The 20,773-nt window shown below is 57.9% G+C and carries 20 protein-coding genes; 11 read left to right on the forward strand and 9 right to left on the reverse strand.

Features of this window, described 5'->3' with window-relative positions:
- Nucleotides 1-122: 122 nt before the first annotated feature.
- The 3 genes from Q1B27_RS17700 to Q1B27_RS17710 all read left to right on the forward strand — a co-directional run bounded on the left by Q1B27_RS17700 (nt 123) and on the right by Q1B27_RS17710 (nt 3,212).
- Nucleotides 123-1,112 (forward strand): DctP family TRAP transporter solute-binding subunit, encoded by a 990-nt coding sequence (locus Q1B27_RS17700; protein WP_299849407.1) that lies wholly within the window; start codon nt 123-125, stop codon nt 1,110-1,112.
- A gap of 67 nt (nt 1,113-1,179) precedes the next feature.
- Nucleotides 1,180-1,752, forward strand: coding sequence for a TRAP transporter small permease (locus Q1B27_RS17705; RefSeq protein WP_299849409.1), 573 nt, complete (start codon nt 1,180-1,182; stop codon nt 1,750-1,752).
- 74 nt (nt 1,753-1,826) lie between these two features.
- Nucleotides 1,827-3,212, forward strand: a complete 1,386-nt coding sequence (locus Q1B27_RS17710; RefSeq protein ID WP_299849513.1) for a TRAP transporter large permease — start codon at nt 1,827-1,829, stop codon at nt 3,210-3,212.
- Nucleotides 3,213-3,329: 117 nt separating this feature from the next.
- Here the strand turns inward: Q1B27_RS17710 and Q1B27_RS17715 are convergent, their stop codons facing one another.
- From Q1B27_RS17715 to Q1B27_RS17740, 6 genes are all read right to left on the reverse strand, one after another.
- Nucleotides 3,330-4,415, reverse strand: coding sequence for a zinc-binding dehydrogenase (locus Q1B27_RS17715; RefSeq protein WP_299849411.1), 1,086 nt, complete (start codon nt 4,413-4,415; stop codon nt 3,330-3,332).
- 128 nt (nt 4,416-4,543) lie between these two features.
- The gene (gene pcaD / locus Q1B27_RS17720) at nt 4,544-5,344 is read right to left on the reverse strand and encodes a 3-oxoadipate enol-lactonase (RefSeq protein ID WP_299849415.1); all 801 of its coding nucleotides are present in this window, start codon (nt 5,342-5,344) and stop codon (nt 4,544-4,546) included.
- The gene (locus Q1B27_RS17725; RefSeq protein WP_299849417.1) at nt 5,344-6,546 is read right to left on the reverse strand and encodes an endonuclease/exonuclease/phosphatase family protein; all 1,203 of its coding nucleotides are present in this window, start codon (nt 6,544-6,546) and stop codon (nt 5,344-5,346) included. The genes pcaD and Q1B27_RS17725 overlap by 1 nt, the downstream gene beginning before the upstream one ends.
- The gene (locus tag Q1B27_RS17730) at nt 6,543-7,529 is read right to left on the reverse strand and encodes a threonine/serine dehydratase (protein ID WP_299849420.1); all 987 of its coding nucleotides are present in this window, start codon (nt 7,527-7,529) and stop codon (nt 6,543-6,545) included. Before Q1B27_RS17730 ends, Q1B27_RS17725 begins: the two co-directional genes overlap by 4 nt.
- Entirely contained in the window at nt 7,526-8,359 is an 834-nt protein-coding gene (locus Q1B27_RS17735; protein WP_299849422.1) for an alpha/beta hydrolase, read from the reverse strand. Before Q1B27_RS17735 ends, Q1B27_RS17730 begins: the two co-directional genes overlap by 4 nt.
- Entirely contained in the window at nt 8,359-9,045 is a 687-nt protein-coding gene (locus Q1B27_RS17740) for a haloacid dehalogenase type II (RefSeq protein WP_299849424.1), read from the reverse strand. The genes Q1B27_RS17735 and Q1B27_RS17740 overlap by 1 nt, the downstream gene beginning before the upstream one ends.
- A gap of 211 nt (nt 9,046-9,256) precedes the next feature.
- Here Q1B27_RS17740 and Q1B27_RS17745 point away from each other — a divergent pair, with 211 nt between their 5' ends.
- Nucleotides 9,257-9,685 carry a peptidylprolyl isomerase gene (locus Q1B27_RS17745; protein WP_299849426.1) on the forward strand — a complete coding sequence of 143 codons (429 nt, stop codon included), beginning with the start codon at nt 9,257-9,259 and terminating at the stop codon, nt 9,683-9,685.
- A 342-nt stretch (nt 9,686-10,027) separates the two neighbouring features.
- Here Q1B27_RS17745 and Q1B27_RS17750 read toward each other — a convergent pair whose 3' ends face one another.
- Entirely contained in the window at nt 10,028-10,516 is a 489-nt protein-coding gene (locus Q1B27_RS17750) for a VOC family protein (protein WP_299849428.1), read from the reverse strand.
- A gap of 138 nt (nt 10,517-10,654) precedes the next feature.
- On the opposite strand from Q1B27_RS17750, the gene Q1B27_RS17755 reads away from it, so the two are divergent.
- On the forward strand, nt 10,655-11,251 hold the full coding sequence (locus Q1B27_RS17755; RefSeq protein WP_299849430.1) for a LysR family transcriptional regulator: 597 nt from the start codon (nt 10,655-10,657) through the stop codon (nt 11,249-11,251).
- A 68-nt stretch (nt 11,252-11,319) separates the two neighbouring features.
- Here Q1B27_RS17755 and Q1B27_RS17760 read toward each other — a convergent pair whose 3' ends face one another.
- Nucleotides 11,320-12,210 carry a DMT family transporter gene (locus Q1B27_RS17760; protein ID WP_299849432.1) on the reverse strand — a complete coding sequence of 297 codons (891 nt, stop codon included), beginning with the start codon at nt 12,208-12,210 and terminating at the stop codon, nt 11,320-11,322.
- A gap of 112 nt (nt 12,211-12,322) precedes the next feature.
- On the opposite strand from Q1B27_RS17760, the gene Q1B27_RS17765 reads away from it, so the two are divergent.
- The 5 genes from Q1B27_RS17765 to Q1B27_RS17785 all read left to right on the forward strand — a co-directional run bounded on the left by Q1B27_RS17765 (nt 12,323) and on the right by Q1B27_RS17785 (nt 18,419).
- Nucleotides 12,323-13,147, forward strand: a complete 825-nt coding sequence (locus Q1B27_RS17765) for a LysR substrate-binding domain-containing protein (protein ID WP_299849434.1) — start codon at nt 12,323-12,325, stop codon at nt 13,145-13,147.
- Between the two features lie 235 nt (nt 13,148-13,382).
- Nucleotides 13,383-14,858: a trimethylamine methyltransferase family protein gene (locus tag Q1B27_RS17770; protein ID WP_299849436.1), complete on the forward strand. Its 1,476-nt coding sequence runs from the start codon at nt 13,383-13,385 to the stop codon at nt 14,856-14,858.
- Nucleotides 14,859-14,869: 11 nt separating this feature from the next.
- Nucleotides 14,870-15,313 (forward strand): SRPBCC family protein, encoded by a 444-nt coding sequence (locus tag Q1B27_RS17775; RefSeq protein ID WP_299849438.1) that lies wholly within the window; start codon nt 14,870-14,872, stop codon nt 15,311-15,313.
- Nucleotides 15,306-16,010 carry a hypothetical protein gene (locus tag Q1B27_RS17780; protein ID WP_299849440.1) on the forward strand — a complete coding sequence of 235 codons (705 nt, stop codon included), beginning with the start codon at nt 15,306-15,308 and terminating at the stop codon, nt 16,008-16,010. The genes Q1B27_RS17775 and Q1B27_RS17780 overlap by 8 nt, the downstream gene beginning before the upstream one ends.
- Nucleotides 16,011-18,419: an FAD-dependent oxidoreductase gene (locus tag Q1B27_RS17785; RefSeq protein ID WP_299849442.1), complete on the forward strand. Its 2,409-nt coding sequence runs from the start codon at nt 16,011-16,013 to the stop codon at nt 18,417-18,419.
- On the opposite strand, the gene Q1B27_RS17790 is transcribed toward Q1B27_RS17785, so the two are convergent.
- Nucleotides 18,416-19,336, reverse strand: coding sequence for a LysR family transcriptional regulator (locus Q1B27_RS17790; protein WP_299849444.1), 921 nt, complete (start codon nt 19,334-19,336; stop codon nt 18,416-18,418). The genes Q1B27_RS17785 and Q1B27_RS17790 overlap by 4 nt on opposite strands.
- A 102-nt stretch (nt 19,337-19,438) precedes the next feature.
- Here Q1B27_RS17790 and Q1B27_RS17795 point away from each other — a divergent pair, with 102 nt between their 5' ends.
- On the forward strand, nt 19,439-20,719 hold the full coding sequence (locus tag Q1B27_RS17795; RefSeq protein WP_299849445.1) for an aminotransferase class III-fold pyridoxal phosphate-dependent enzyme: 1,281 nt from the start codon (nt 19,439-19,441) through the stop codon (nt 20,717-20,719).
- The last annotated feature ends 54 nt before the right edge of the window (nt 20,720-20,773 follow it).

Consider the following 20,773-nt stretch of genomic DNA (forward strand, 5'->3'; position numbering starts at 1 on the left):
AGCTGAATCTCTCGGAATTTCCCCTGAATCCCTTTGAACAAAAGCCAAAAGCACTGGCAGATTAAGTCAACGGATCATCCGTTCAACGACTGCAAAATTGCGAAGTGTTCAGGGAGGACATCATGAATAAGTTTACCGGGCTACTGGCCGCAACGGCCATTGCACTGTCATCTGGGATGGCGTTTGCCGAGGAGATTGTGATCAAATTCGCCCATACGACGGGCGGAACGACGCATCCCAAGGTTAAAGCGTCCGAGGCGTTTGCCGCGCGGGTCAACGAACAGATGGCTGGTAAGGTCAAGGTCGAGCTTTATCCGAACAGCCAACTGGGGGGTGTCAGCCAAATTCTTGAGGGGATGTTGTTGGGCGACATTCAGATGGGCGCACCGTCGCTTTCAAAATTCGAGCAATATACGCTGAAACTTCGGATATTCGACCTGCCCTTCGTGTTTGAGGATATCGACGCTGTCGACCGGTTCCAGAACGGGCCAACGGGCCAGGAGCTGCTGAATTCGGTCAACGATGCGGGCCTGCAGGGTCTGGCGTTCTGGCATAATGGCATGAAGCAAATGTCGGCCAATTCGCCGCTGATCGCGCCGTCGGATGCAGCGGGCAAGAAGTTCCGCGTTCAATCATCGGATGTTCTGAAGGCGCAGTTCGAAGAATTGGGTGCGACACCGCAGAAAATGGCGTTCTCCGAGGTGTTTGGCGCCTTGCAGCAAGGTGTCGTCGACGGCCAGGAGAACACATGGTCGAACATCTACACCAAGAAATTCTTCGAGGTGCAGGATTCGATCACCGAAACCAACCACGGTGTGATCGACTATCTGGTTGTGACCTCTGCGGAATTCTGGGGCAGCCTGCCGGATGATATCCGCAGCGAGCTGGAAACCATTCTTGCCGAAGTTTCTGCCGAGGCAAACGCCAATTCCGCCGCGATCAACCAGACAAACCGGGACAAAATCCTGGAAGACGGTGGCAAGATCAACGAACTGACCGCAGAGCAGCGCAACGCCTGGGTCGAAGCGATGAAACCCGTCTGGAGCAAGTTTACCGACGATATCGGTCAGGACGTTCTGGATGCCGCGCTGGATGCTAACGGCGCTTCGTAAGCAATAGAAACCAAGCAGAAGGGGCCCCGAAAATTCTCGGGGCCTTTTTTAAAGAAGGGGACAAGCGATGACACAACAACGGATCAGCAGGCTTCTGGAATGGATCGAGGAATCCATCCTTGCCTACCTCATGGCGGCGATGGTGCTGCTTTCCTTTGCCAATGTGGTGGATCGCAGATTTCTGGGCGGTGGCCTGTTTTGGGCACAGGAAACGACGCTGTTCTGTTTTCTGATCCTGATCATGCTGGGCATCACGTATGCGCTGCGCAAGACCTTGCATGTCGGCGTGGATGCCTTCGTGAACCTGTTATCGGAGAAATGGCGTTGGGTCGCCACAATGTGCGCCTGCTGTTTCACCATCCTCTATGCTTTTTTCATGATTTACGGGGCCACGGTTGCCTTCAATAAATTCTATTTCCACAAGTTTCTGTCCAAAGCCGGGCTGGATGACATCCCGGTCACCAAATGGATGATCTACGGCACGATCGTGATCTGTTTCTGCTACTTCATGCTGACCATCCTCTACATGACTTACGAGGTTTTCACCGGCAAGCGCCACGCTATCACAGCCGCGCACGAAGCGGCTGACGAAGAAGCTGCCGCCGTTCTCGAAGCCAAAAAGCTGGGGGAGCGTGACTGATGGCCGACGCGTTGCATTATTTTCTGGCCGATCTTCTGGCGCTCAAGGGGTCTGAAGGTTGGGTTTTGTTCGGCATGGTCTTTTTCCTGCTGGCGATGAATGCGCCGATTGGCGTGGCCCTTGGACTGCCTGCGGCTTTGGCCATCTTCATCAAGGAAGGGTCGGTCACGTCGGTTGCGACCCAGACACAGGCGGCGGTGATGGGGCACTATCTTCTGACCGCCATTCCCTTCTTTATTCTGTCATCCGCATTCTTGACCTCGGGCGGGGCGGCAAGGCGTATCGTCGATTTCGCCGTAAAGGCCTTGGGTCACCTTCGTGGTGGCCTAGGTGTGGCGGGCGTTTTCTCGTGCATGCAATTTGCTGCGATGTCCGGATCATCTCCAGCGACGGTAGCCGCGGTGGGGCCGATTGCCATCGACGGGATGAAACGCGCCAATTACCCTGTGCCACTGGCGGCTGGCATTATCGCGACGGCCGGCACGCTTGGTATTCTTATCCCGCCTTCGATCGTGATGGTCGTTTATGCCGCCTCGGCCGAGGTGTCGACGGGGCGCATGTTCCTGGCCGGCATTGTGCCGGGGTTGGTTGCGGGGCTGATGCTAATGGTAGCGATCTGGCTGACGGTTGGGCGTGCGGGCGTACAAAGAATGGATTGGGCCGGCTGGCGCGCGGTTTTCAAGGCCGGGTTCTATGCGCTTTTCGGCCTGCTGCTGATCGTGATCATCCTTGCGGGGCTTTATTGGAAGCCCGAGGCCTTCTTTACACCGACCGAGGCCGCCGCCTTTGCCGCTGTCTATTCATTCTTCGTGGCAACAACGATCTATCGCGGCGTGGGCATCTACAAGGATGTCCCCTGGGTGTCCGAGGGGGAAACTACGGGTCAGGCGGTAGCGCGTGGCGTTCGGCAATTTGCGACTTCAATGGCGCTGATGCCGGTGAACCTCTTTCATCCCGGCGTGCGTCAGGTGCTGATCGACAGCATCAAGATGACACTGATGCTGATGTTCATCATCTTCAACGCACTTATCTTCAGCCATGTCCTGACCGAACTGGGCATCCCGTTCGAGATCGCCAACATGGTGACCGAGGCGAATATGCCAGCCTGGGTGTTCCTGATTGTTTTGAACATCATCCTGCTGATCGGTGGGCAGTTCATGGAGCCATCGGGGCTTTTGCTGATCGTGGTGCCGATTGTGGTGCCGGTGGCGCAATCTCTTAATATCGACTTGATCCACCTGGGCATCATCATGGTGGTCAATATGGAGATCGGTCTGATCACGCCGCCGGTTGGTTTGAACCTCTTCGTGACCTCGTCGATCACGGGTCTGTCGGTCCTGAACGTGATGAAGGCCGCGCTACCCTGGACGGGCATGCTGATCGTGCTTTTGATGTTCGTGACGTATATTCCGGCGCTTTCGATCGGTTTCCCGAATTTCATCGACTGGATGTTCCAGTAAAAAGCCATCACCGGCACATTCGGTGAACCTAAGAAAAAAGAGAGGCACCGGTAAAACACCGGTGCCTCAGATGTGTGCTGACACAAAACGGCACAAGCCCGTGCCGCAAGGAAGCGGTTATTTCAACAGGATCACGTTTCGTCTGGCACTGCCGGATTTGGTGTCGGCGATGGCCTCGTTTATCTGTTCAAGGCTCCAGCGGTTCGAAATCAGCTCATCCAGTTTCAGGCGACCCTGGCCATACAGGTCGATCATCCAGGGTATGTCGCGTTTGATCACCGTGTCACCCATTTTGGAGCCGATCATGCCTTGTCCCGCAGCGGCGAAGTTCACGGGTTCATAGGTGGATGTGGCACCAGAATGGGGCATGCCCACCATAATCACACGCCCGCCACCGGCAAGGTATCGAGGTGCTTGGTCGTAGGCGGGGATAGCACCAACCGTCACGATCACCGCATCTGCCCCGCGACCCATCGCTTTTTTAGCGTCCTGCCAGGGTTTGTCGGTGGTGGCCAGAACACCATCGGTGGCCCCGAATTCGATGGCCGTATCCAATTTATCCTCGCTCATGTCCACAGCGACAATCCTACGGGCACCGGCGATACGTGCGCCCTGGATCGCATTAAGCCCGACCCCGCCCGCGCCGATCACCACCACGTCCTGCCCTGCGCGCAGAGCGGCGGCATTCACGACAGCACCGACACCCGTGATTACCCCGCAGGCAAGCAGGCTGGCGATATCCATCGCCATATCGGAAGGGATTTTCACCACCTGGCTTTGATCAACGACGACTTTTTCGGCGAAGGCGCCACATGCCATGGCCTGATGCAGCTTGCCACCATCGACAGTTTTCAATGGGCCATGGTCACCGTCATAGGGGGTCTCGCAACTGGTGGGTTTGCCCCCGCCGCAACTGGGGCACTGACCGCAGGCCCGGATCAGCGTGACGATCACGGGATCACCCTTAGAAATTCCGGTCACGCCCGCCCCAACGCTGCTCACGCGGCCTGCGGCTTCGTGCCCGTAAACCGCCGGTAATGATCCACCCCAGCCCCCTTCGGCATAGACGATGTCGGAATGGCAGATCGCTACCGCTTCAAGGTCGATCTGAACCTCTCCTTGCTCGGGCCCGCGCAGGTGTACATCTTCGATCACGAAAGGTTCACCGAAGGCGTGGCAGACGGCAGCTTTGATGGTTTGCATGAGGTCCCTCCCGATTTTTGTTGGACGTAGCCTGACCCGGATTCGCGCGGGCGTGCAAGGCGCAATGTGACACGGAGCATTCGCGGGTGAGGCGGAAGGGGTATCAAACCTGCATCCGAGCCATGAGCTTAAGCGCTATTGGCGATATGGCCAGTTCGGTGGAGGAAATCGGTCAGCACACGCGCATATTCCTCGGGCTGATCGACACAGGGCAGGTGGCCTGCACGGCGGATCAGATGAAATTCGGAGCCGGGGATCAGGTCAATGGTTTCGCGCACCAGATCAGGCGGGGTAGACCCGTCATCCGACCCGGCGATGCCCAACGCAGGCAGGCGCAGGCCGCTGGTGGGTGTATAGAAATCCGTGCCCGAGATGGCATGCATGCAGCCGATGAAGCCCTCGGCGCGTTGGCTGGTCATCATCGCGCGCCAGAAAGGCAATTCATCCGAGGCGCGGAATACGCGAGTGAACCAACGCTCCATCGTTGGGTCGGCTAGTGCTTCGACACCGCCTGCCTGAGCGGCGGCAATACGCTCCTGCCACATCGCGGGCTGTCCAATTTTCGCAGCGGTATTGGACAGGACCAGCGCACGAACCTGATCCAGACGTTTCACGGCCAAGCCCTGTGCCACCATCCCGCCGATGGACAGGCCCACAAAGGCGCATTCGCGGATCGACAGATGATCGAGCATCATTTCGGCATCGCGCACCAACTGACCCATCGAATAAGGGCCAGGCGGACAATCCGAACCGCCATGCCCCCGCATATCGTATCGGATGATGCGCAGTCCCTTGGGCAGACGCGGAACGATCTTGTCCCAAAGCCTGAGATCCGTACCCAGAGAGTTGGCAAAAACCAGGGGGGCACCCGACGTGTCGCCATCTTCGCGCACCTCCAGCGTGATATCACCCAGATCAATCCGGGCCATCAGCGCAGGCTCATATGCGCAAGGATCTGGCCGTGGTCAGACGCAAGTTTGTTGTATGGAGCTTCTGGATGGGAGCCATCGGTCAGATGGTCGTTGAAAACGCTGAAATAGGTCATCTCGCCCACGCGCGCCTCGTAATCCGGGTGGAAATGACGGGACAGGAATAACTGGTCGATGGATTCGAACACCCCCCCGAAAGCAGAGGTATAGACCATGTCACGCAGGCTTTTGCGGACAAAAAGTTTCTCGGCGGAATGCAGGCGGACACGTTCGATATCATCGGTGATTTGCTGGCTCTGTTCAGCCGAGTAGCGGTCGTTCGGGGCCTTGGCGTCGTGGCGCAGCATCCAGGCATAGTTCTTGAACGGCACTTCACCAGCTATGATCTCGGAGCTGACCGCATGTTCGCCATCGTTGAAATCGCCCATCACAATGACCGGGTGGCCAGACTTGATTTCCCGCACTATTTCACCGCGCAATACCCAGGCCTCGGCCATGCGGCGCACGGCGGCGCGCAGACTGCCAAGGGCGCGGCCAACGGGATCATAGTGGGTCAAATCCTCTTCCGGGGCATAGTTGGCGTCCTTCGGCCTGATATGTTCGCCCAGTTTCGATTTAAGGTGACAATTGAAAACAGTGATCACCTGATCGCCCACGGGGATACGCACCTTGAGGATCGGGCGTGACAGGCGGTGCAGGCGATAGAACCCGGCGTCTTGCGGGCCACCAAGGCCCCGAAGCGGCTGGAACGGGATATCGAGGGGCTGGGGCAGGTCCTGTATCATTTCGGGCTTTTCCACAAAGCCAAAGCGCGAAAGAACCGCTACCCCCGGGCGACGCTGTCCCGGCACACCTTCGTCCGCGCTGTTGGGTGCAAAAGCGAGCGCTGCATCGCGATAAGGTTCAACAGCCAATTTTCGAAAGATGACTTTGCGACGATAGCTTTTTGATTTGTCCGGCAACGTCGCGGCATTCAGCACCTCGGCCCGGCGATCGGTTTCGTCGATCACGGCGCGCAGGGCGTCCTCTTCAAAGATTTCCTGAAAACCAACTATGTCGGCATCCATCGTCAGAAGCTGGTTGGCCATCCAGTCTTCTTTCCAGGCATATTCCTCGGGTGTGTATTTCTGGAATTCGTAATATTCCTTGTCCGGACCGATCAGGTTCTTGACGTTGAAACTGGCAATGGTGAAATCGGTCATACGTCATCTCCGTATTTGGCAAGGGCGGCCTGGAACATCTCGCTATCGACGTTCCCGCCCGAAATGGTGACGATAACCGTCTCGCTTTCGATCTGATCCTTGCGGAAGAGCGCCGCCGCCAGGGCCGCCGCGCCGCCCGGTTCGGCCACGACCTTGAACCGTGCCCAGGCAATCGCCATCGCATGCAGGCATTCATCTTCGCTGACGGTCAGGCCTGACCCGCAGAGGCGTTGCAAGATCGGAAAGGTGATCTGTCCCGGTGCGGGGGTCAGGATGGCATCACAGATATTGCCCGATTGTTGGTTGTTGGTTTCGATATGGCCCGACTTCAGCGAACGGGTCACATCGTCAAATCCCTGCGGCTCTACAGGGCGTACACGCAGACCGGGGGCGTCGGCCTCAAGCGCCAGTGCGATGCCCGAGGTCAGGCCGCCACCGCCGCAACAGACCAGCACCTCCCCCTGCTTGATGCCGAGCGCGTTTGCATCCTCGGCGATCTCAAGTCCGGTTGTACCCTGGCCCGCGATCACCAGCGGTTCATCATAGGGCCGGATCAGCGTCAGGCCTCGTTCGGCGGTAAGCCTGTCACCCAATGCTTCGCGACTTTCGCCTCCCACACGATCATACAGCACCACTTCGGCCCCCAAGGCGCGGGTGTTGTCGATCTTCATCTGCGGTGCGTCGGCGGGCATGATGATCACCGCAGGCACGCCAAATTCATGCGCCGCCAGTGCCACGCCCTGCGCATGGTTGCCGCTGGAAAATGCGATCACGCCACGTCCCCGGGTTTCGGGGTCAAGTGCCGATACTGCCGAGCGTCCACCACGATATTTGAAGCTACCGGTGTGTTGCAGACATTCCGGTTTGACGAATACGCGCCGCCCGGCAAACGTGTCGATGAAGGGCGAATTCAGCAGCGGGGTACGGCGGGCATGGCCCTTGAGCCGCTCAGCCGCCGCCCGGATCATGTTGATATCACTCATTTAATACGCTCCAGCAAGGCCATGATGGCGATCAGCGCCCCGGGCTCGTCAAGGAAAGGTACGTGTCCGCGATCGGGCACCGTGGCTGTGATCATATCGGGGTGGCGACGCGCCATCTCGGCCTGTGTTTCGGCATCGAGCAAGTCTGAATTCGCCCCACGGATAGAGGCGAGAGGCAAACCATCCAGCGCGTCAAACAGCAGCCAGAGGTCCGGGGCATCCCCGGCACCTGCCTGCCCTACCAGCGCGTCACGCAAGCGGTGGTCGTAGCGCAAGGCCAGTGTGTCCTTGTCCTGCTCACGCCACATGAACTCCGCCTGGACCAGCCAGCGATTGAGGCTGACATTGGGGAAAGCGTCGGCGTAGACGGCTTTGAGCCCATCGGCGGCGGCGGCATATGTCGGAAAGTTCGGTTCCTTGCCAACATAGTCAATGATCCGCTCAAGACCGCCGGGTGCCACCACCGGTCCGATGTCATTCAGGATCACGCCGTTCAGCCGGTTTTTGTGCAGATGGGCCAGCACCATCGCGATCAACCCGCCGCGCGACGTACCCAGAAGGGTGACCTGTGGCAGGCCCAGATGATCCAGTAGCTCGATGACATCCTGTGCTTCCTGCAGGATGGAATAGCTCATGAAATCAGGCGCATAGTCTGATTTTCCACGTCCCCGATAATCCATCCTGATCAGGCGGGTATGGGCCATGTGCGGGGCGACGAAATCGAAATCGCGGCAATTGCGAGTCAGTCCCGCAAGGCACAGAACGGGTGGGCCTGCGCCTGCGTCCTCGTAGTAAAGGGTCAGATTGTCAGAGGTTTGAAATGTCGCCATCACGCCCCCGCCAGTCCTGGAATGCCTGTCAGATCGTTGAGGAAATGATCGGGTTTGGCAGGTAGCCTGTCCACCGGATCGCCGGCGCGATTGACCCAGGCTGTCGCAAAGCCATAGCCCGCCGCCGCGGCCGCATCCCAGCCATTCGACGAAACAAAAAGCACCTCTTTGGCCGCGCAGTCGAAGCGCTTGCCGACCAGATCATAGACGACACTGGCCGGTTTGAAGATGCCGACGCTTTCGACCGAAAGCACGTCGTCCAGCACATCACCGATCCCCGCAGATTGCACTGCCCCGTCCAGCATTGCCGGAGAGCCATTTGACAGGATCGCGGTGTTTATTCCTTGCGATTTCAAGGCGTTCAGCATGGCGGGAACTTCGGGGTAGGCCTCAAGCTCCCAATAAAGCTGCAAGAGGCGTTCACGTAGTTCTGGATCATCGCCATGGCCGCTGAATTCGAGCGCCCAATCGAGGCCGTCCTGTGTGACCTGCCAGAAATCGGTGTGGGCGTTCACGACCGCGCGAAGCCAGGTGTATTGCAACTGTTTCAGTCGCCAATGTTCGGCGATCTGCGGCCAATCCTTCGCAAAGGCCTCGCGGCCCGGTTCCGCAGCGGCGTGCCGGGCGGCGGCACCAACGTCGAAGAGTGTACCGTAGGCATCGAAAATACAGGTGGTTATGGCCACTTTCCCCTCCTCAGTAATTCCGGCGCAGACTGGCACGGATGCGCCAGAGGGGGAAGATCAATCTGGTCACGGCGGCGTGCACAGTTGCGTGTTGGAGGAGTGGTTTGCAATCGTCTGGAGCAACGAGTAGCGTTGGAAAACCCAAAACCAAGCACCCGCGCGACGAGGCGTGGCCTTGCAAACCCATCCCCCTGAAAAGATTGGAAACTTTATGACCCAGGTCAAATCCGGCGACACTGTGCGCCTTCACTATACCGGCACGTTGACGGATGGTACCGAGTTTGATTCCAGCGCCGGAGGTGATCCGCTGGAATTTACTGTCGGGTCCGGTCAGATCATTCCGGGGTTGGATGAGGCCATTCCGGGCATGGCCGTGGGGGACAAGAAAGTCGTCGAAGTGCCCGCAGATCAGGCCTATGGGCAACCGCATGAGAATGCCCGTCAGGACGTGCCGCGCGCAGATATTCCCGATGAAATCCCGCTTGAGGTGGGAATTCAGCTACAGATGCAAGCCCCCGATGGTCAGGCCATTCCGGTGCGCGTTGTGGCGATCAGCGAAGAGAGTGTGACGCTTGATGCCAACCACCCGCTGGCAGGTCAGGATCTGACTTTTGCGATCGAGCTGGTGTCGATCGGGTAGGGCCTGCCTGCTCATCCGATGAGCGCGACGGATACCCGGTTCTGCGCAAAACCTGAGAGAATCGGGTTAATGCGCTGAAAAGGCTGAAAAACCCATGTCGGTATAACGTCGGTATTTTGTCGGTATTACGTCGGTGCCCGGAGCGGTATTTTGACGGATTAACAAAGCGTGCGGTTGCCGAGGGATGCCGCGTTGTCGAGATCGGGCCAGTGCTGCGCGAAACGCTGGGGCCGGTGGGGATGCATGTCGTGGCGCGTATCCACAGTGGAAACGGTGACGAATGGCCGTGGTCGACATTCGGTTTTTTTTGTTGCGCAGTTGGTTACAGGGCCAGCCCGTTTTTCAACTTTCGACCAGCTGATGAACACCGCTTGGGGTCGAGATTGTTTCTTGCACGTGGATGTCTGCGAAGACTTCGAGAATATTGTTTTCCGGATCCCTGAAATACAGGGTGCGATGGGGCCAGTCCTGATTTGTTGGCGGCTCGATAACGTCGATATTCTGTGCCCGGAGTGTTTCATATGCAATGTCCACGTCGGATGGTGGGACCCTGAAGCTGAGCTGAACTGACGCAGACTGCTTTGGAGCCCTGGGCCCATCATAGTGGCGTCCCCGGGGTCTGAGGCCGAGGAACAGAGACCCGACCCGGAATTCCACCATGAGGCCCGGCGTTTCTTCTTCTATCCGAAAGCGAAAGAGGTCCTGGTAGAAACGTTTCATTTTGTCGATGTCGTCACACAGTATGAAAACGTAGCCCAGGCCACGGATGGCATCGAAGCCCGCATTCCTGTTTGGATCACCCTGAGAGGCAGCGTTTGGGTTTTTGTTCATTGTCAATTTCCAGTTTGAGGCGATGAGAGTTTTTCGTCTGATGACCTATCTCTTATCGTGGTGAGATCATTCGTCAGACCCAGAATTTCTGGGCCTTCCCCGCCTGCCATTGACCAGACCATGTGCTAAGTTCGTGCCATGACATATCGATTGCCTTCTCTGAACACGTTGCGCGCCTTTGAAGCGGCGGCTCGTCATCTCAGCTTTCGGGCGGCGGCCACCGAAATTGGAGTGACATCCGGAGCTGTCAGCCAGCAGGTCAGGAAGCTGGAGCAATCTTTGGGTGTGGACCTGTTCCACCGGTTGCCACACGGGTTGTTGCTGACAGTCGAAGGAGAGGCCTATCTGCCGAAGATCACCAAGGTCTTCGAAGATCTGACCGCTGCGACAGAGGAAATCGCACCGGATATGAACGGAAAGAAATTTTCCGTCGGCGTGTGCCCGAAGGCGGCTGCACTTCTTCCGGTAAGGTGGCCACTTAACGGGCGGAGCCTGGGGGCATATGTTCGCGAACGGATCGAAACATCGGATGTGGAGCAAGTGAGAACGGGTGCTATTGATTGTCTTGTGCAGGTCGGGGGTGGCGCCTTTGGTCAATTGGCGGTGATCCAGGTCGCGCGAGCGGTCACGCTGCCCGGCCAAGATGCCCAATTCAACGTCATCTGCAAAACAGGTCTTGCGAACTGTCGACAGACCAGGGAATTAATCCTGAACCTTTCTGCGCTTGGCCAGTGAAAATCTGACATCAGGTCGCCAGCTGACTGGAAGTTTCGTTTTGTTGGCCGTTACTTGTGTCGGCATGCTCAGCAATCAGCGCATCTATCCTTTGATTTGTGGAGCTTGAGACGCTCTCCCAGTACGGCGATGATGATGGCGGCAAGACCCAAGATCTGGGCCGTACCTGGGCGCACGTCATATACCAGAACGTCAAAGATCAGCGCGGTCAACGGGTACAGAAATGAAAGTATAGCGACGCGATTGGTGTCGAGGGATTGAACAGCACCGTAGAGCAGCATGTAGAGCAACGCAGTATGCACCACGCCGATGACGAGGAGGTATTTCCAGCTATCGGCTCCGATCCGCAGGCCGTCCATGCCCGCCAGGGGCAGCAAGAGGATTGCACCGACCAGAAGCTGAACCACCGACAGCAGATCCGTCGGCGAGTTGGACAGATATTTGGTTATGAGCAAGGTGATGGCATAGCAGGTCATTGCCGCCATGGTCAGCGCAAGGCCCGTGACATCCATGACCGCCCCGTTGTTTCCGCCCATGGCGACCAGCGCAACACCGGCAAATGCCAGGGCCGCCCATGCAAAAGACGGAAGGGTAATCTTTTCATGAAACAGCATGGCCGAGGCAAACAGCAGAACAAAGGGGTAGACATGGTAAACTGTTGTGACCATCGAAATCGACGCATGGCTGTAGGCCATAAAGAACAGCAGCCAGTTGGCCGCCATGGTGAGGCCACTCAGGCACATCAGAAAGAAGGTCCGCCTGGTGAGTTTGTATAAGATTTTGGGATGTGCGATTAGGCAGTAGAGCAGGAGCGTTCCACCACCGATCAGGCATCTGAAGAACACCACAGTCAGCGCGGGTTCGCCGCTTTCGACCACGAACACACCGATGCTGCCTGCCAATACCATCGCAGCAATCATCTTGAGACTGGGAATATCCAATCGAAAATTTGAGCCCATGATCCACCTCCTCGGTCAGGGGAGGTTAGGTGGGTTTATAAATCTAATAAAATGATTTTATCAGATATAAAAAGTCTGTTATTTTGCTTTCATGTTGTTGGACCTTGATCATTTGCGCAGTTTTGCCGCCGCGGCCGATACGCTTAATTTCTCGGAGGCGGGCATTCGCGTCGGTCGTGTGCAATCTGCGATCAGCGCACAGATCAAGGCGCTTGAGGATATGACCGGAGAGGTATTGTTTGACCGTGGTCGCGGTAAGCCCATGGCACTCACACCGGCGGGTGAGAAGCTTTTGGCGCATGCGCATAAAATGCTCAGGCTGAATGCGGCCGCGCTAAGTGACATGAGGCAGAATGACGAACGCCGGGCCTTCAGGGTCGGGACGACCGAGACCTACGCCCTGTCGATCTTTCCCAGGATGCTGGCCCTTTTTGCCTCCAGATACCCGGCAGTGGAATTGACCGTGATTTGCGGCACCAGCCCGGTTTTGCTGGAGGCGGTCGAGCGGCGTGAACTGGACCTGGCGATTGTCACCGATCAGTCGAAATCGGAGGGCAGGACCCCAATTTGCGAAGACGAACTTGTCTGGGCTGCGGGTTCACGCCTGCATGTGGATGAAAATACCCCGTTGCCGCTGGCCTTCATGCCGGTTGGATGTGAATACCGCAGACGTGCACTTGCTGCGCTGGATGACATAGGCCGGCCCTGGCGGATGGCCGTGAACAGCCTCAGCCCGACCGGTGTTCGTGCCGCCATAAGAGCGGATCTTGCAATCTCGGCCATGCCGGTTGCCTCGCTTGAAAAGGACTACAGGATACTGTCTGAGGATACAGGTTTGCCCAAACTGGAAAGCATTCGCATCTGTGCTTACAGCCATCCGGAAGATGCCAACACGCTCGTTGACGACTTCGTTTCCCTGGCGGCGAAGGTATTCTAGCGCATTCCGCGTGCCAAACCGGTATGCAGACCAGCCCTGATTTCGGCCCAGACAACATCTTTGCGCAAAATCTGGCAGTCCTGGTGGGGCCAATGAAGCATTGGATCATGCCATGTTATCATGAAAACCGTTCATCATCTGGGCCGCTTTATTGAATTTTAAACACAATGTTTTTGCGCTCTAATGGTCTCACCGAGGAGCGAAGATGGTGAGACGGACACGAAAGCAGCCGGATATGGCACGCGGTTCTGAGGAACCTCACGCGCCTGCGTTTCACGTCGGCGGTAATCTGCGCCCGCTGTCGCAATCCGACATGTCGATGATCGTGTCGCACGCATTTGACATCCTTTCGACCATTGGCATGGACGGGTTGCCGGAAATGGCAACGGAGCGCGCTCTTGCGGCCGGGGCCTGGCATCGCGCAGACGGTCGTTTGTGTTTCCCGGTGGATATGACACGCAAGGCACTTGCGCGGGCGCCAAAGCGCGTTGCGCTGCCTGGCTTTACCCCCAAGCGGGATTTGCAGATTGGCGGCGGCCCGGTCCATATCGGCACCGGAGGTGCTGCGGTTCAGGTGCTGGACGCCGCCAGCGGGTCTTACCGCGACAGCCAACTGACAGATCTCTACGCCCTGATGCGGGTATTGGACGCCTCGCCCAACATTCACTATGGCGTGCGCCCGGTTGTCGCCAGAGACATGGTTGATCCGTTCGAGATGGACATCAACACTGCCTTTGCCTGCCTGAAAGCAACCTCGAAACCCATCGGGATCAGCTTTTGCGATCCGGACCATATCGACCCGGTCGTTGAGATGTTCGATATCGCCCTTGGGCATTCAGACGGGTTCCGGCAACAGCCCTTTTGCATGGCGGTTATCGTGCATGTCGTGCCCCCGCTGAGCTATGCCACTGAGGGTATCTTGATGCTTGAAAAGGCGGTGCGCGCGGGAATGATCCCGCAAATTTGCTCTGCTGGTCAGGCCGGGGCAACAAGCCCTGTCACCTTGGCCGGAGCGCTTGCGCAGGGGTTGGCGGAATGTCTGGCAGGTCTGGTCGTCGTGGATGGCATCCAGCAAAGCGCGCCGTGCATTTACGCCTTGATGCCCTTTATTTCAGACCTGCGCACCGGCGCGATGAGTGGCGGCAGCGGCGAGTCCGCCATTGCCAATGCCGCAGCAGCACAGCTTTTGGCGCATGTCGGTCTGCCGTCAACCGTGTCGGCAGGGATGACGGATTCAAAGCTGGTTGATGCGCAGGCGGGTTACGAGAAAGGCTATACTGTTGCCATGGCCGGGCATGCAGGCGCGAATATGATCAACCTCTCGGTGGGAATGCTGGGATCTATTATGGTGGCAAGCCCGGAGGCCATGGTCATCGACGACGATATGTGCGGGGCGATCCTGCGGTCCATCAGGGGGATCGAGGTGTCAGACGCCACGCTTGACCTGAGCGCCGTTGAGCGTGTGGTCAGCCATGATGGGCATTACCTGGGCGAAGATGAAACCCTCAAACGTATGAAATCGGATTACTGCTATCCCGCCCTTGCCGATCGTCAAAGCGTCAGTGACTGGATCGACGGGGGCCGCCATTCTATCTGGGACCGGGCACAGGAAAGGGTGAAGGAAATTCTTTCAGCGCCACGCCCCTCCCATCTGTGCGCCGCAGCGGAAGCACGCATTCGCGCCACGTACACCATACGCCTTGAGCCATGACAGGAGCTAATATGCACGTATTTCGCAGCATGATCATTGATGCAAAGATCGACAGGGTCTGGGCCGCCGTTCGTGCCTTTGACGGAGTGGTGAATTGGAACCCCGGAGTGGTGCGCGCCACTTTGGAAGACGGAGCACCAACAGCAACCGGGACCGTTCGCGCATTGCATATCGCGGATGGCACGGTCTTTCGGGAAACCCTGCTGGCCCATTCCGATCTCGACTGTTTTTACACCTATGACATCATTGATAGCCCGCTACCCGTCACCGGATATATCTCAACCCATCGTTTCATCCCGATCACCTGCACCCAACAGACGCTGGGCATCTGGGAAAGCCGGTTCGCATGTGCGCCGGAGGATGAGGCCGAGATGGAGAAAGTCGTTGGTGACGCGATCTACATTGGCGGCATGACCGGATTAGAACTTTTTCTGAAGGAGACTGAAAATGGCTGACACACTGGCCCCGCGCGCCGTCATCGGCGTCATGACACCGGCAATGAACACGGTCGTTCAGCCGGAACTCGAACTGCTGCGCCCCGAGGGTGTGACCAACCAGATGCAGCGTTTCCGACTGGGTGGCAACGCGGTATCGGACGACCTGCCGGATGAGGCCGCCAAGCTGATGGACTGCGCCCCCCTGGCGATTGCCGTCGGCCTGACCACCGATGCGGGGCCGGGCGGGCCGGACAAGCTTGAGGCGCGCTGTGACGAGATTTCACGCGAGGTTGGTGTCCCGGTCCTGGGGGCGTCCCTTGCCGATTACGAAGCGTTGCGCACACTGGGCGCAAAACGGGTCGGCATTGTCACGCCGTTCAATGCCGAGGTGGATGCGGTTGTGAAGGCAAACACCCAGGCGGCAGGGTTCGAGGTTGTTGCGATTAAAGGCACCGAAGCACCGTCGCTCCCGGCGATCTGCGAAACCCCTCTTGATGAAATTCGCGATGTCTTTGCACAAATTGCCGCATCGGATTGCGATGTCATTCTTCAGGTCGGAACGGCACTGCCCGTCGTGGCATTGATCGCTGAGCTGGAAGCGGCGCATGGCAGGCCCATTGTTGCGTGCAACACGGCGGTTTATTGGCAGACCCTCCGTGCGATCGGGATTACCGATCCGATCCAAGGCTACGGTCAGTTGCTGGCGGCGCACTGAATGCGAACCCATGCTCGGGTCGTCGTGATCGGCGGGGGGGCTGTCGGCGCCGCTATCCTCTATCATCTGGCCAAGGCAGGCCTCAGTGATATTGTTCTTCTGGAAAAGAACGAGTTGACCGCCGGATCGACCTGGCATGCGGCGGGCAATATCCCGACCTACGCGAATTCATGGTTGGGAATGCGGGCCGGTAACTATGCCTGGCAACTCTACCGGGAACTTGCCACGCACCCCGAGGCCCCCATCACCTATCGCCATACTTCCGCAATCTGGCCCGCCCATACGCCCGAGCGTATGCAGCTTTTCCAGCATCTTTGCGGTGTGTCCCGATCGGCCGGGTTTGATCTGTCGATGCTTGATCCGTCCGAGATTGAGCAGATGCATCCCTATTGGAAAGCGGATGGATCCGTCCTTGGCGGGATCTTTGATCCCTATGAGGGAGATATTGACCCCAGTCAGCTGACACAGGCTCTGGCCACACATGCGCGCGCCCTGGGCGCGGAAGTCAGGCGATTCACCGCTGTCACAGGACTTAGCCAACGCCCGAATGGTGAATGGGACGTGGAAACATCAGGCGGCACGCTTGTGGCTGGCACCGTGATCAATGCAGCCGGATCAAGCGGTGGGATGATCGCCGCGATGGCGGGGCTGCATTTGCCCGTTGTCACGCTTGAGCATCAATACATGGTGACGACAGCAATAGCTCAGCTGGAAGCCGATACCCGCCTGTTTCCGCTGATCCGCGATCCTGACATTCGCTTCTATCTGCGACGCGAACGCAACGCGCTGCTTCTGGGCTCATACGCCCATGAAGGTCGGCCTGTTTGGCAGGATGGTGTGCCGCAGGATTTTGACCACCAGCTTTTTGGCGATGATATCGACGGGATGATGGCGGTGTTCGAGGCGGCTTTGGCCCATGTGCCGCTGTTGGCCGACGCCGGTGCACAGCGATTTGTAAACGGGCCGATCCCCTATTCCCCCGATGCCCTCCCCCTGATCGGGCCTGCAGGAGGTGCGCGCAACTTTTATCACGCCACGGGTGTTCAGATCGGCATCACCCATTCCGCTGCCATTGGCAAAGCGATGGCCGAGTGGCTCACGGCAGGCGAAACTGAGTGGGACCTGTCTGCGTGGGACCCGCGCCGCTTTGGCACATGGGCCACGCAAGATTACGCTGCCGCGCGCGCATCCGAGCATTACGATCTGCAATACGCAATCCCCTATCCACATCGGAACATGGCTTCTGGCCGACCCGTCAATCAGACGCCACTCTACGAGAATTTGCGCAGCCAGGGCGCGGTGATGGGTCAGATCGGCGGGTGGGAGCGGGCTTTCTGGTTCGATCGCAATGCCACGTCCGCCGCCAATGCCCTCAGTTTTGGTCATGAACCCTGGCAGGACGCGGTGCGGGTTGAATGCGAAACCGTTCGCGATGCGGTTGGCGTGATGGATCACGGCGGCTTTACGAAATATGTTCTTGAAGGGCCGGATGCCGCCGATGTCCTGAACAGGTTGATCTGCGGGGCGCTTCCGGCCCCTGGCCGTGTCCGCTTGTCCTACATGCTCACGCCGCAAGGGCGCATCTGGTCCGAAGCGACGATTGCAAGGCTGGCGGAGGATCGCTTTCTGCTCTGCGGTCCGACGCTGGCTGTCGACCGCGATTTCGACTGGATATCAGCCAAGATTGGCACGGCAAACGCGACGCTGACCAAAGGCCATGCCCATGATGGCGCGCTTATGGTGATGGGGCCGCAATCACGCGAAGTTCTGCGCTCATTGACATCAGCCGACCTGCGTGCGCCTTGGATGAGCGTGACCGAATGCGAAGTTGCAGGCGTGCCGGTGACAGCTCTGCGCGTCAGCTATGTCGGTGAATTGGGGTGGGAATTGCACGTGGCTTCAGAGCACCTGCCAACGCTTTATGACTCGGTTTGGCAGTCAGGCATGCAACATGGCATTTGCAACTTCGGCTCCTACGCGCTCAATGCGATGCGGATTGAAAAGGGATACCACGGCTGGGGCGCGGATTTTGGCACCGAATACACGCTTTTTGACGCGGGCCTTTCGAAATTTGCCAACATGTCAAAGGGGGCGTTCGTTGGACAGCCCGCTGTTGCGCGGCAGGCGGAAGAGGCCGCCGCATGGGAATTCATCGGTCTGGAAATCACCGATCCGGGACCAGAGCCGCTGCCCTCTGACCCGATTATCAAAGACGGGCAGGTTATCGGCTATCTTACATCTGTTTCGATGGGATATCGGACAGGTAAGCTTTTGGCGCTTGGCTATGTTGAGTATGGCGCGGTGGCGATTGGGAAAAGATGTTTTGTCCAGGCCTTCGGAGAGATGCGGCCAGCCACCCGCCATTCACCCCATGTTTATGATCCTGAAAACATCAAACTAAGGTCCTAGCCAAAGCCGCCGTTGAGGGCGGACCATTTGGCAAGCACCTGGCCCACCTCCAGGATTGGCCCGGACGTGCTGTCTTCGGATCGCATAAGGGCGTGCCAAGGTACCTCGATCCCCTCTTTGCCGACACGAGCCCCGAAAATACGCCCCGCCGTGATGGCCGGACGTACCGCCCAACCCGCCAGAACGCTGCTGCCCTGACCGGCAGCGACCAGTTCGACGATGGCTTCGGGCAGTTCCACCGTTGCCGTCCAGCGAGGATATCTCCCGGACGGGCGAAACAGGCGGGCGAACTCTCGGTCCGGTTCCGGGGTCAGCGTATAGGTGATAAAATCCTCACCTTCGATGTCCTCGCCCTCGACAAATGCCCGACTGGCAAGGGGGTGATCCGGCGGGAATATGAACATCAGTTCGTCTTTGAAAAGAGGGATTTGATGCGTGCCGATCGGTATCGCTTCACCGGAGGTCACGATAATGTCGACATGGCGATTGGTCAGCGCCCTCACCGGTTCGCGCGTGACGCTGGCCATCACCTGCAGCTCGATTCCGGGAAGGTGGGCGCGCAGGTACTTGGTGAACCCGGGCAGCCAATGATAGGAGCTATAGGCCTCGACCGCGATGCGTACGACATGCTCGACCCCAAGGTCCATGCGCTGAACATCTCGTTCGGCACGATTCATTTCGGCCAGTACACGTTCTGCCAATTCGGCCAGATATTCGGCCGCAGGGGTCATGCGCAGCCGCTTGTGCATGCGCGTGAACAGAACCAGGCCCAACCGCCGCTCGGCTTCCTTGATCCGGTGCGACAGAGCTGATGAGGTCACACCCAATGCCTCGGCGGCATCGCTGACACGTCCATGCTCCGCAATCGCGCGGATCATTTTGAGGTGGCGCAGATCAAGGAACGGGCCGTCAGCCATCATCTCACCTGAATGAAATTCACAAAACCTCCTGTTTTTCTTTATTGCTTTTCATCCATGGTCAAGACGAAACTTGGACAGGACGCTGAACAGGAAAACGCCATGACAAATTCAAATCAGGACATGTGGCGTGCAAGGGCGCGGCAGGTGTTGCCCGCTGGTGGATTTGGCAATTACGATCCGAATGTCGTTCTGAAAGCAGGGCGCGGGTCTCGTGTCTGGGATGAGGACGGTAAGGAATACATCGACTATCTTATCGGCTCTGGACCAATGCTTGTGGGTCACAACCACCCCGAAGTCGTGGAGGCCGTGCAGGCCCAACTTGCAGATGGTATGACCTTTTTCACGACCAACGCTGTGGGCATCGAACTGGCGGAAGTCATTTGCGATGCTGTCCCTTGCGCAGAACAACTGCGCTATGTCTCCACCGGATCAGAGGCAGATATGTATGCGATGCGTCTGGCGCGCGCGCATACCGGACGCGATCTTATCCTGAAATTCGAAGGCGGCTATCATGGCATGTCCGGCGAGGCCTTGATGAGCATGGCCCCGCAGAACCTTGCGAATTTCCCCCAACCGGTCCCGGATTCGGCGGGTATCCCCCAGGCAACGCGCGATGGCGTGATCGTTGCGCCCTTCAATGACATCGCTTTTGCCCGGCAAATCATTGCTGAATATGCAGGCCAACTGGCCGGCGTCATTGTCGAACCCTTGCAACGACTAATCCCGCCAGTTCCGGGTTTTCTTGAGGCGCTGCGCGAAGAAACGACACGTCATGGGATCGTCCTGATATTCGACGAGGTGGTTACCGGATTTCGGCTGGCATTGGGGGGCGGGCAGGAACTCTATGGTATCACACCTGACCTATGCACGTTGGGCAAGGTAATTGGAGGTGGCTTCCCGCTTGCGGCCATCGCGGGAACGTCTGAAATCATGGCGCATTTCGACATCGACAAAGTGGGGCAGGAACAATTCACCTTTCAGGTCGGCACGCTCAGCGGCAACCCCGTGGCGGCGTCCGCAGGTTTGAGGACATTGGAAATACTGAAACGGGACGGCGCATACGAGGCACTGCGGGACACGGGGCGCAGGTTGATGCACTCGCTTGCGACCACAGCCAATCAGATTGGCCTTCCCGCGACGGTCGTCGGCGACTCGGTCCTGTTCGACGTTGTATTTGCCGCAGGGCCCGTGGCGGACTATCGCGACACCCTCAGAACAAACGCAGATTTCCAAAAGGTGTTCAATGAATCGCTGCGCGCCGACGGTATCCTGAAAGCACCAATGAAGTTCTACGCGTCACTGGCACATGATGAGACGGATTTAGATGCCACTGAACAGGCGATTGCCCGTGCAATGGAGGCCTGCACGCGGCTTTGTTAACTTCTGAAAGACGTTGACGCAGTCGTATCCGAGGGCCGAGCGTTAAATGGGTAA

Source organism: uncultured Roseovarius sp. (assembly GCF_947489715.1).
In the GTDB taxonomy this organism is placed as follows: domain Bacteria; phylum Pseudomonadota; class Alphaproteobacteria; order Rhodobacterales; family Rhodobacteraceae; genus Roseovarius.

Bases quoted from the DNA above. Each gene is read 5' to 3' on its own strand.
- Q1B27_RS17775 (WP_299849438.1), top strand. From the start codon at position 14,870: ATGCACGTATTTCGCAGCATGATCATTGATGCAAAGATCGACAGGGTC.
- Q1B27_RS17790 (WP_299849444.1), bottom strand. From the start codon at position 19,336: ATGGCTGACGGCCCGTTCCTTGATCTGCGCCACCTCAAAATGATCCGC.
- Q1B27_RS17745 (WP_299849426.1), top strand. From the start codon at position 9,257: ATGACCCAGGTCAAATCCGGCGACACTGTGCGCCTTCACTATACCGGC.
- Q1B27_RS17750 (WP_299849428.1), bottom strand. From the start codon at position 10,516: ATGAACAAAAACCCAAACGCTGCCTCTCAGGGTGATCCAAACAGGAAT.
- Q1B27_RS17760 (WP_299849432.1), bottom strand. From the start codon at position 12,210: ATGGGCTCAAATTTTCGATTGGATATTCCCAGTCTCAAGATGATTGCT.
- Q1B27_RS17725 (WP_299849417.1), bottom strand. From the start codon at position 6,546: ATGACCGATTTCACCATTGCCAGTTTCAACGTCAAGAACCTGATCGGT.
- Q1B27_RS17735 (WP_299849422.1), bottom strand. From the start codon at position 8,359: ATGGCGACATTTCAAACCTCTGACAATCTGACCCTTTACTACGAGGAC.
- Q1B27_RS17700 (WP_299849407.1), top strand. From the start codon at position 123: ATGAATAAGTTTACCGGGCTACTGGCCGCAACGGCCATTGCACTGTCA.
- Q1B27_RS17755 (WP_299849430.1), top strand. From the start codon at position 10,655: ATGACATATCGATTGCCTTCTCTGAACACGTTGCGCGCCTTTGAAGCG.
- Q1B27_RS17730 (WP_299849420.1), bottom strand. From the start codon at position 7,529: ATGAGTGATATCAACATGATCCGGGCGGCGGCTGAGCGGCTCAAGGGC.
- Q1B27_RS17705 (WP_299849409.1), top strand. From the start codon at position 1,180: ATGACACAACAACGGATCAGCAGGCTTCTGGAATGGATCGAGGAATCC.
- Q1B27_RS17770 (WP_299849436.1), top strand. From the start codon at position 13,383: ATGGCACGCGGTTCTGAGGAACCTCACGCGCCTGCGTTTCACGTCGGC.
- pcaD (WP_299849415.1), bottom strand. From the start codon at position 5,344: ATGGCCCGGATTGATCTGGGTGATATCACGCTGGAGGTGCGCGAAGAT.
- Q1B27_RS17785 (WP_299849442.1), top strand. From the start codon at position 16,011: ATGCGAACCCATGCTCGGGTCGTCGTGATCGGCGGGGGGGCTGTCGGC.
- Q1B27_RS17795 (WP_299849445.1), top strand. From the start codon at position 19,439: ATGACAAATTCAAATCAGGACATGTGGCGTGCAAGGGCGCGGCAGGTG.
- Q1B27_RS17780 (WP_299849440.1), top strand. From the start codon at position 15,306: ATGGCTGACACACTGGCCCCGCGCGCCGTCATCGGCGTCATGACACCG.
- Q1B27_RS17710 (WP_299849513.1), top strand. From the start codon at position 1,827: ATGGTCTTTTTCCTGCTGGCGATGAATGCGCCGATTGGCGTGGCCCTT.
- Q1B27_RS17715 (WP_299849411.1), bottom strand. From the start codon at position 4,415: ATGCAAACCATCAAAGCTGCCGTCTGCCACGCCTTCGGTGAACCTTTC.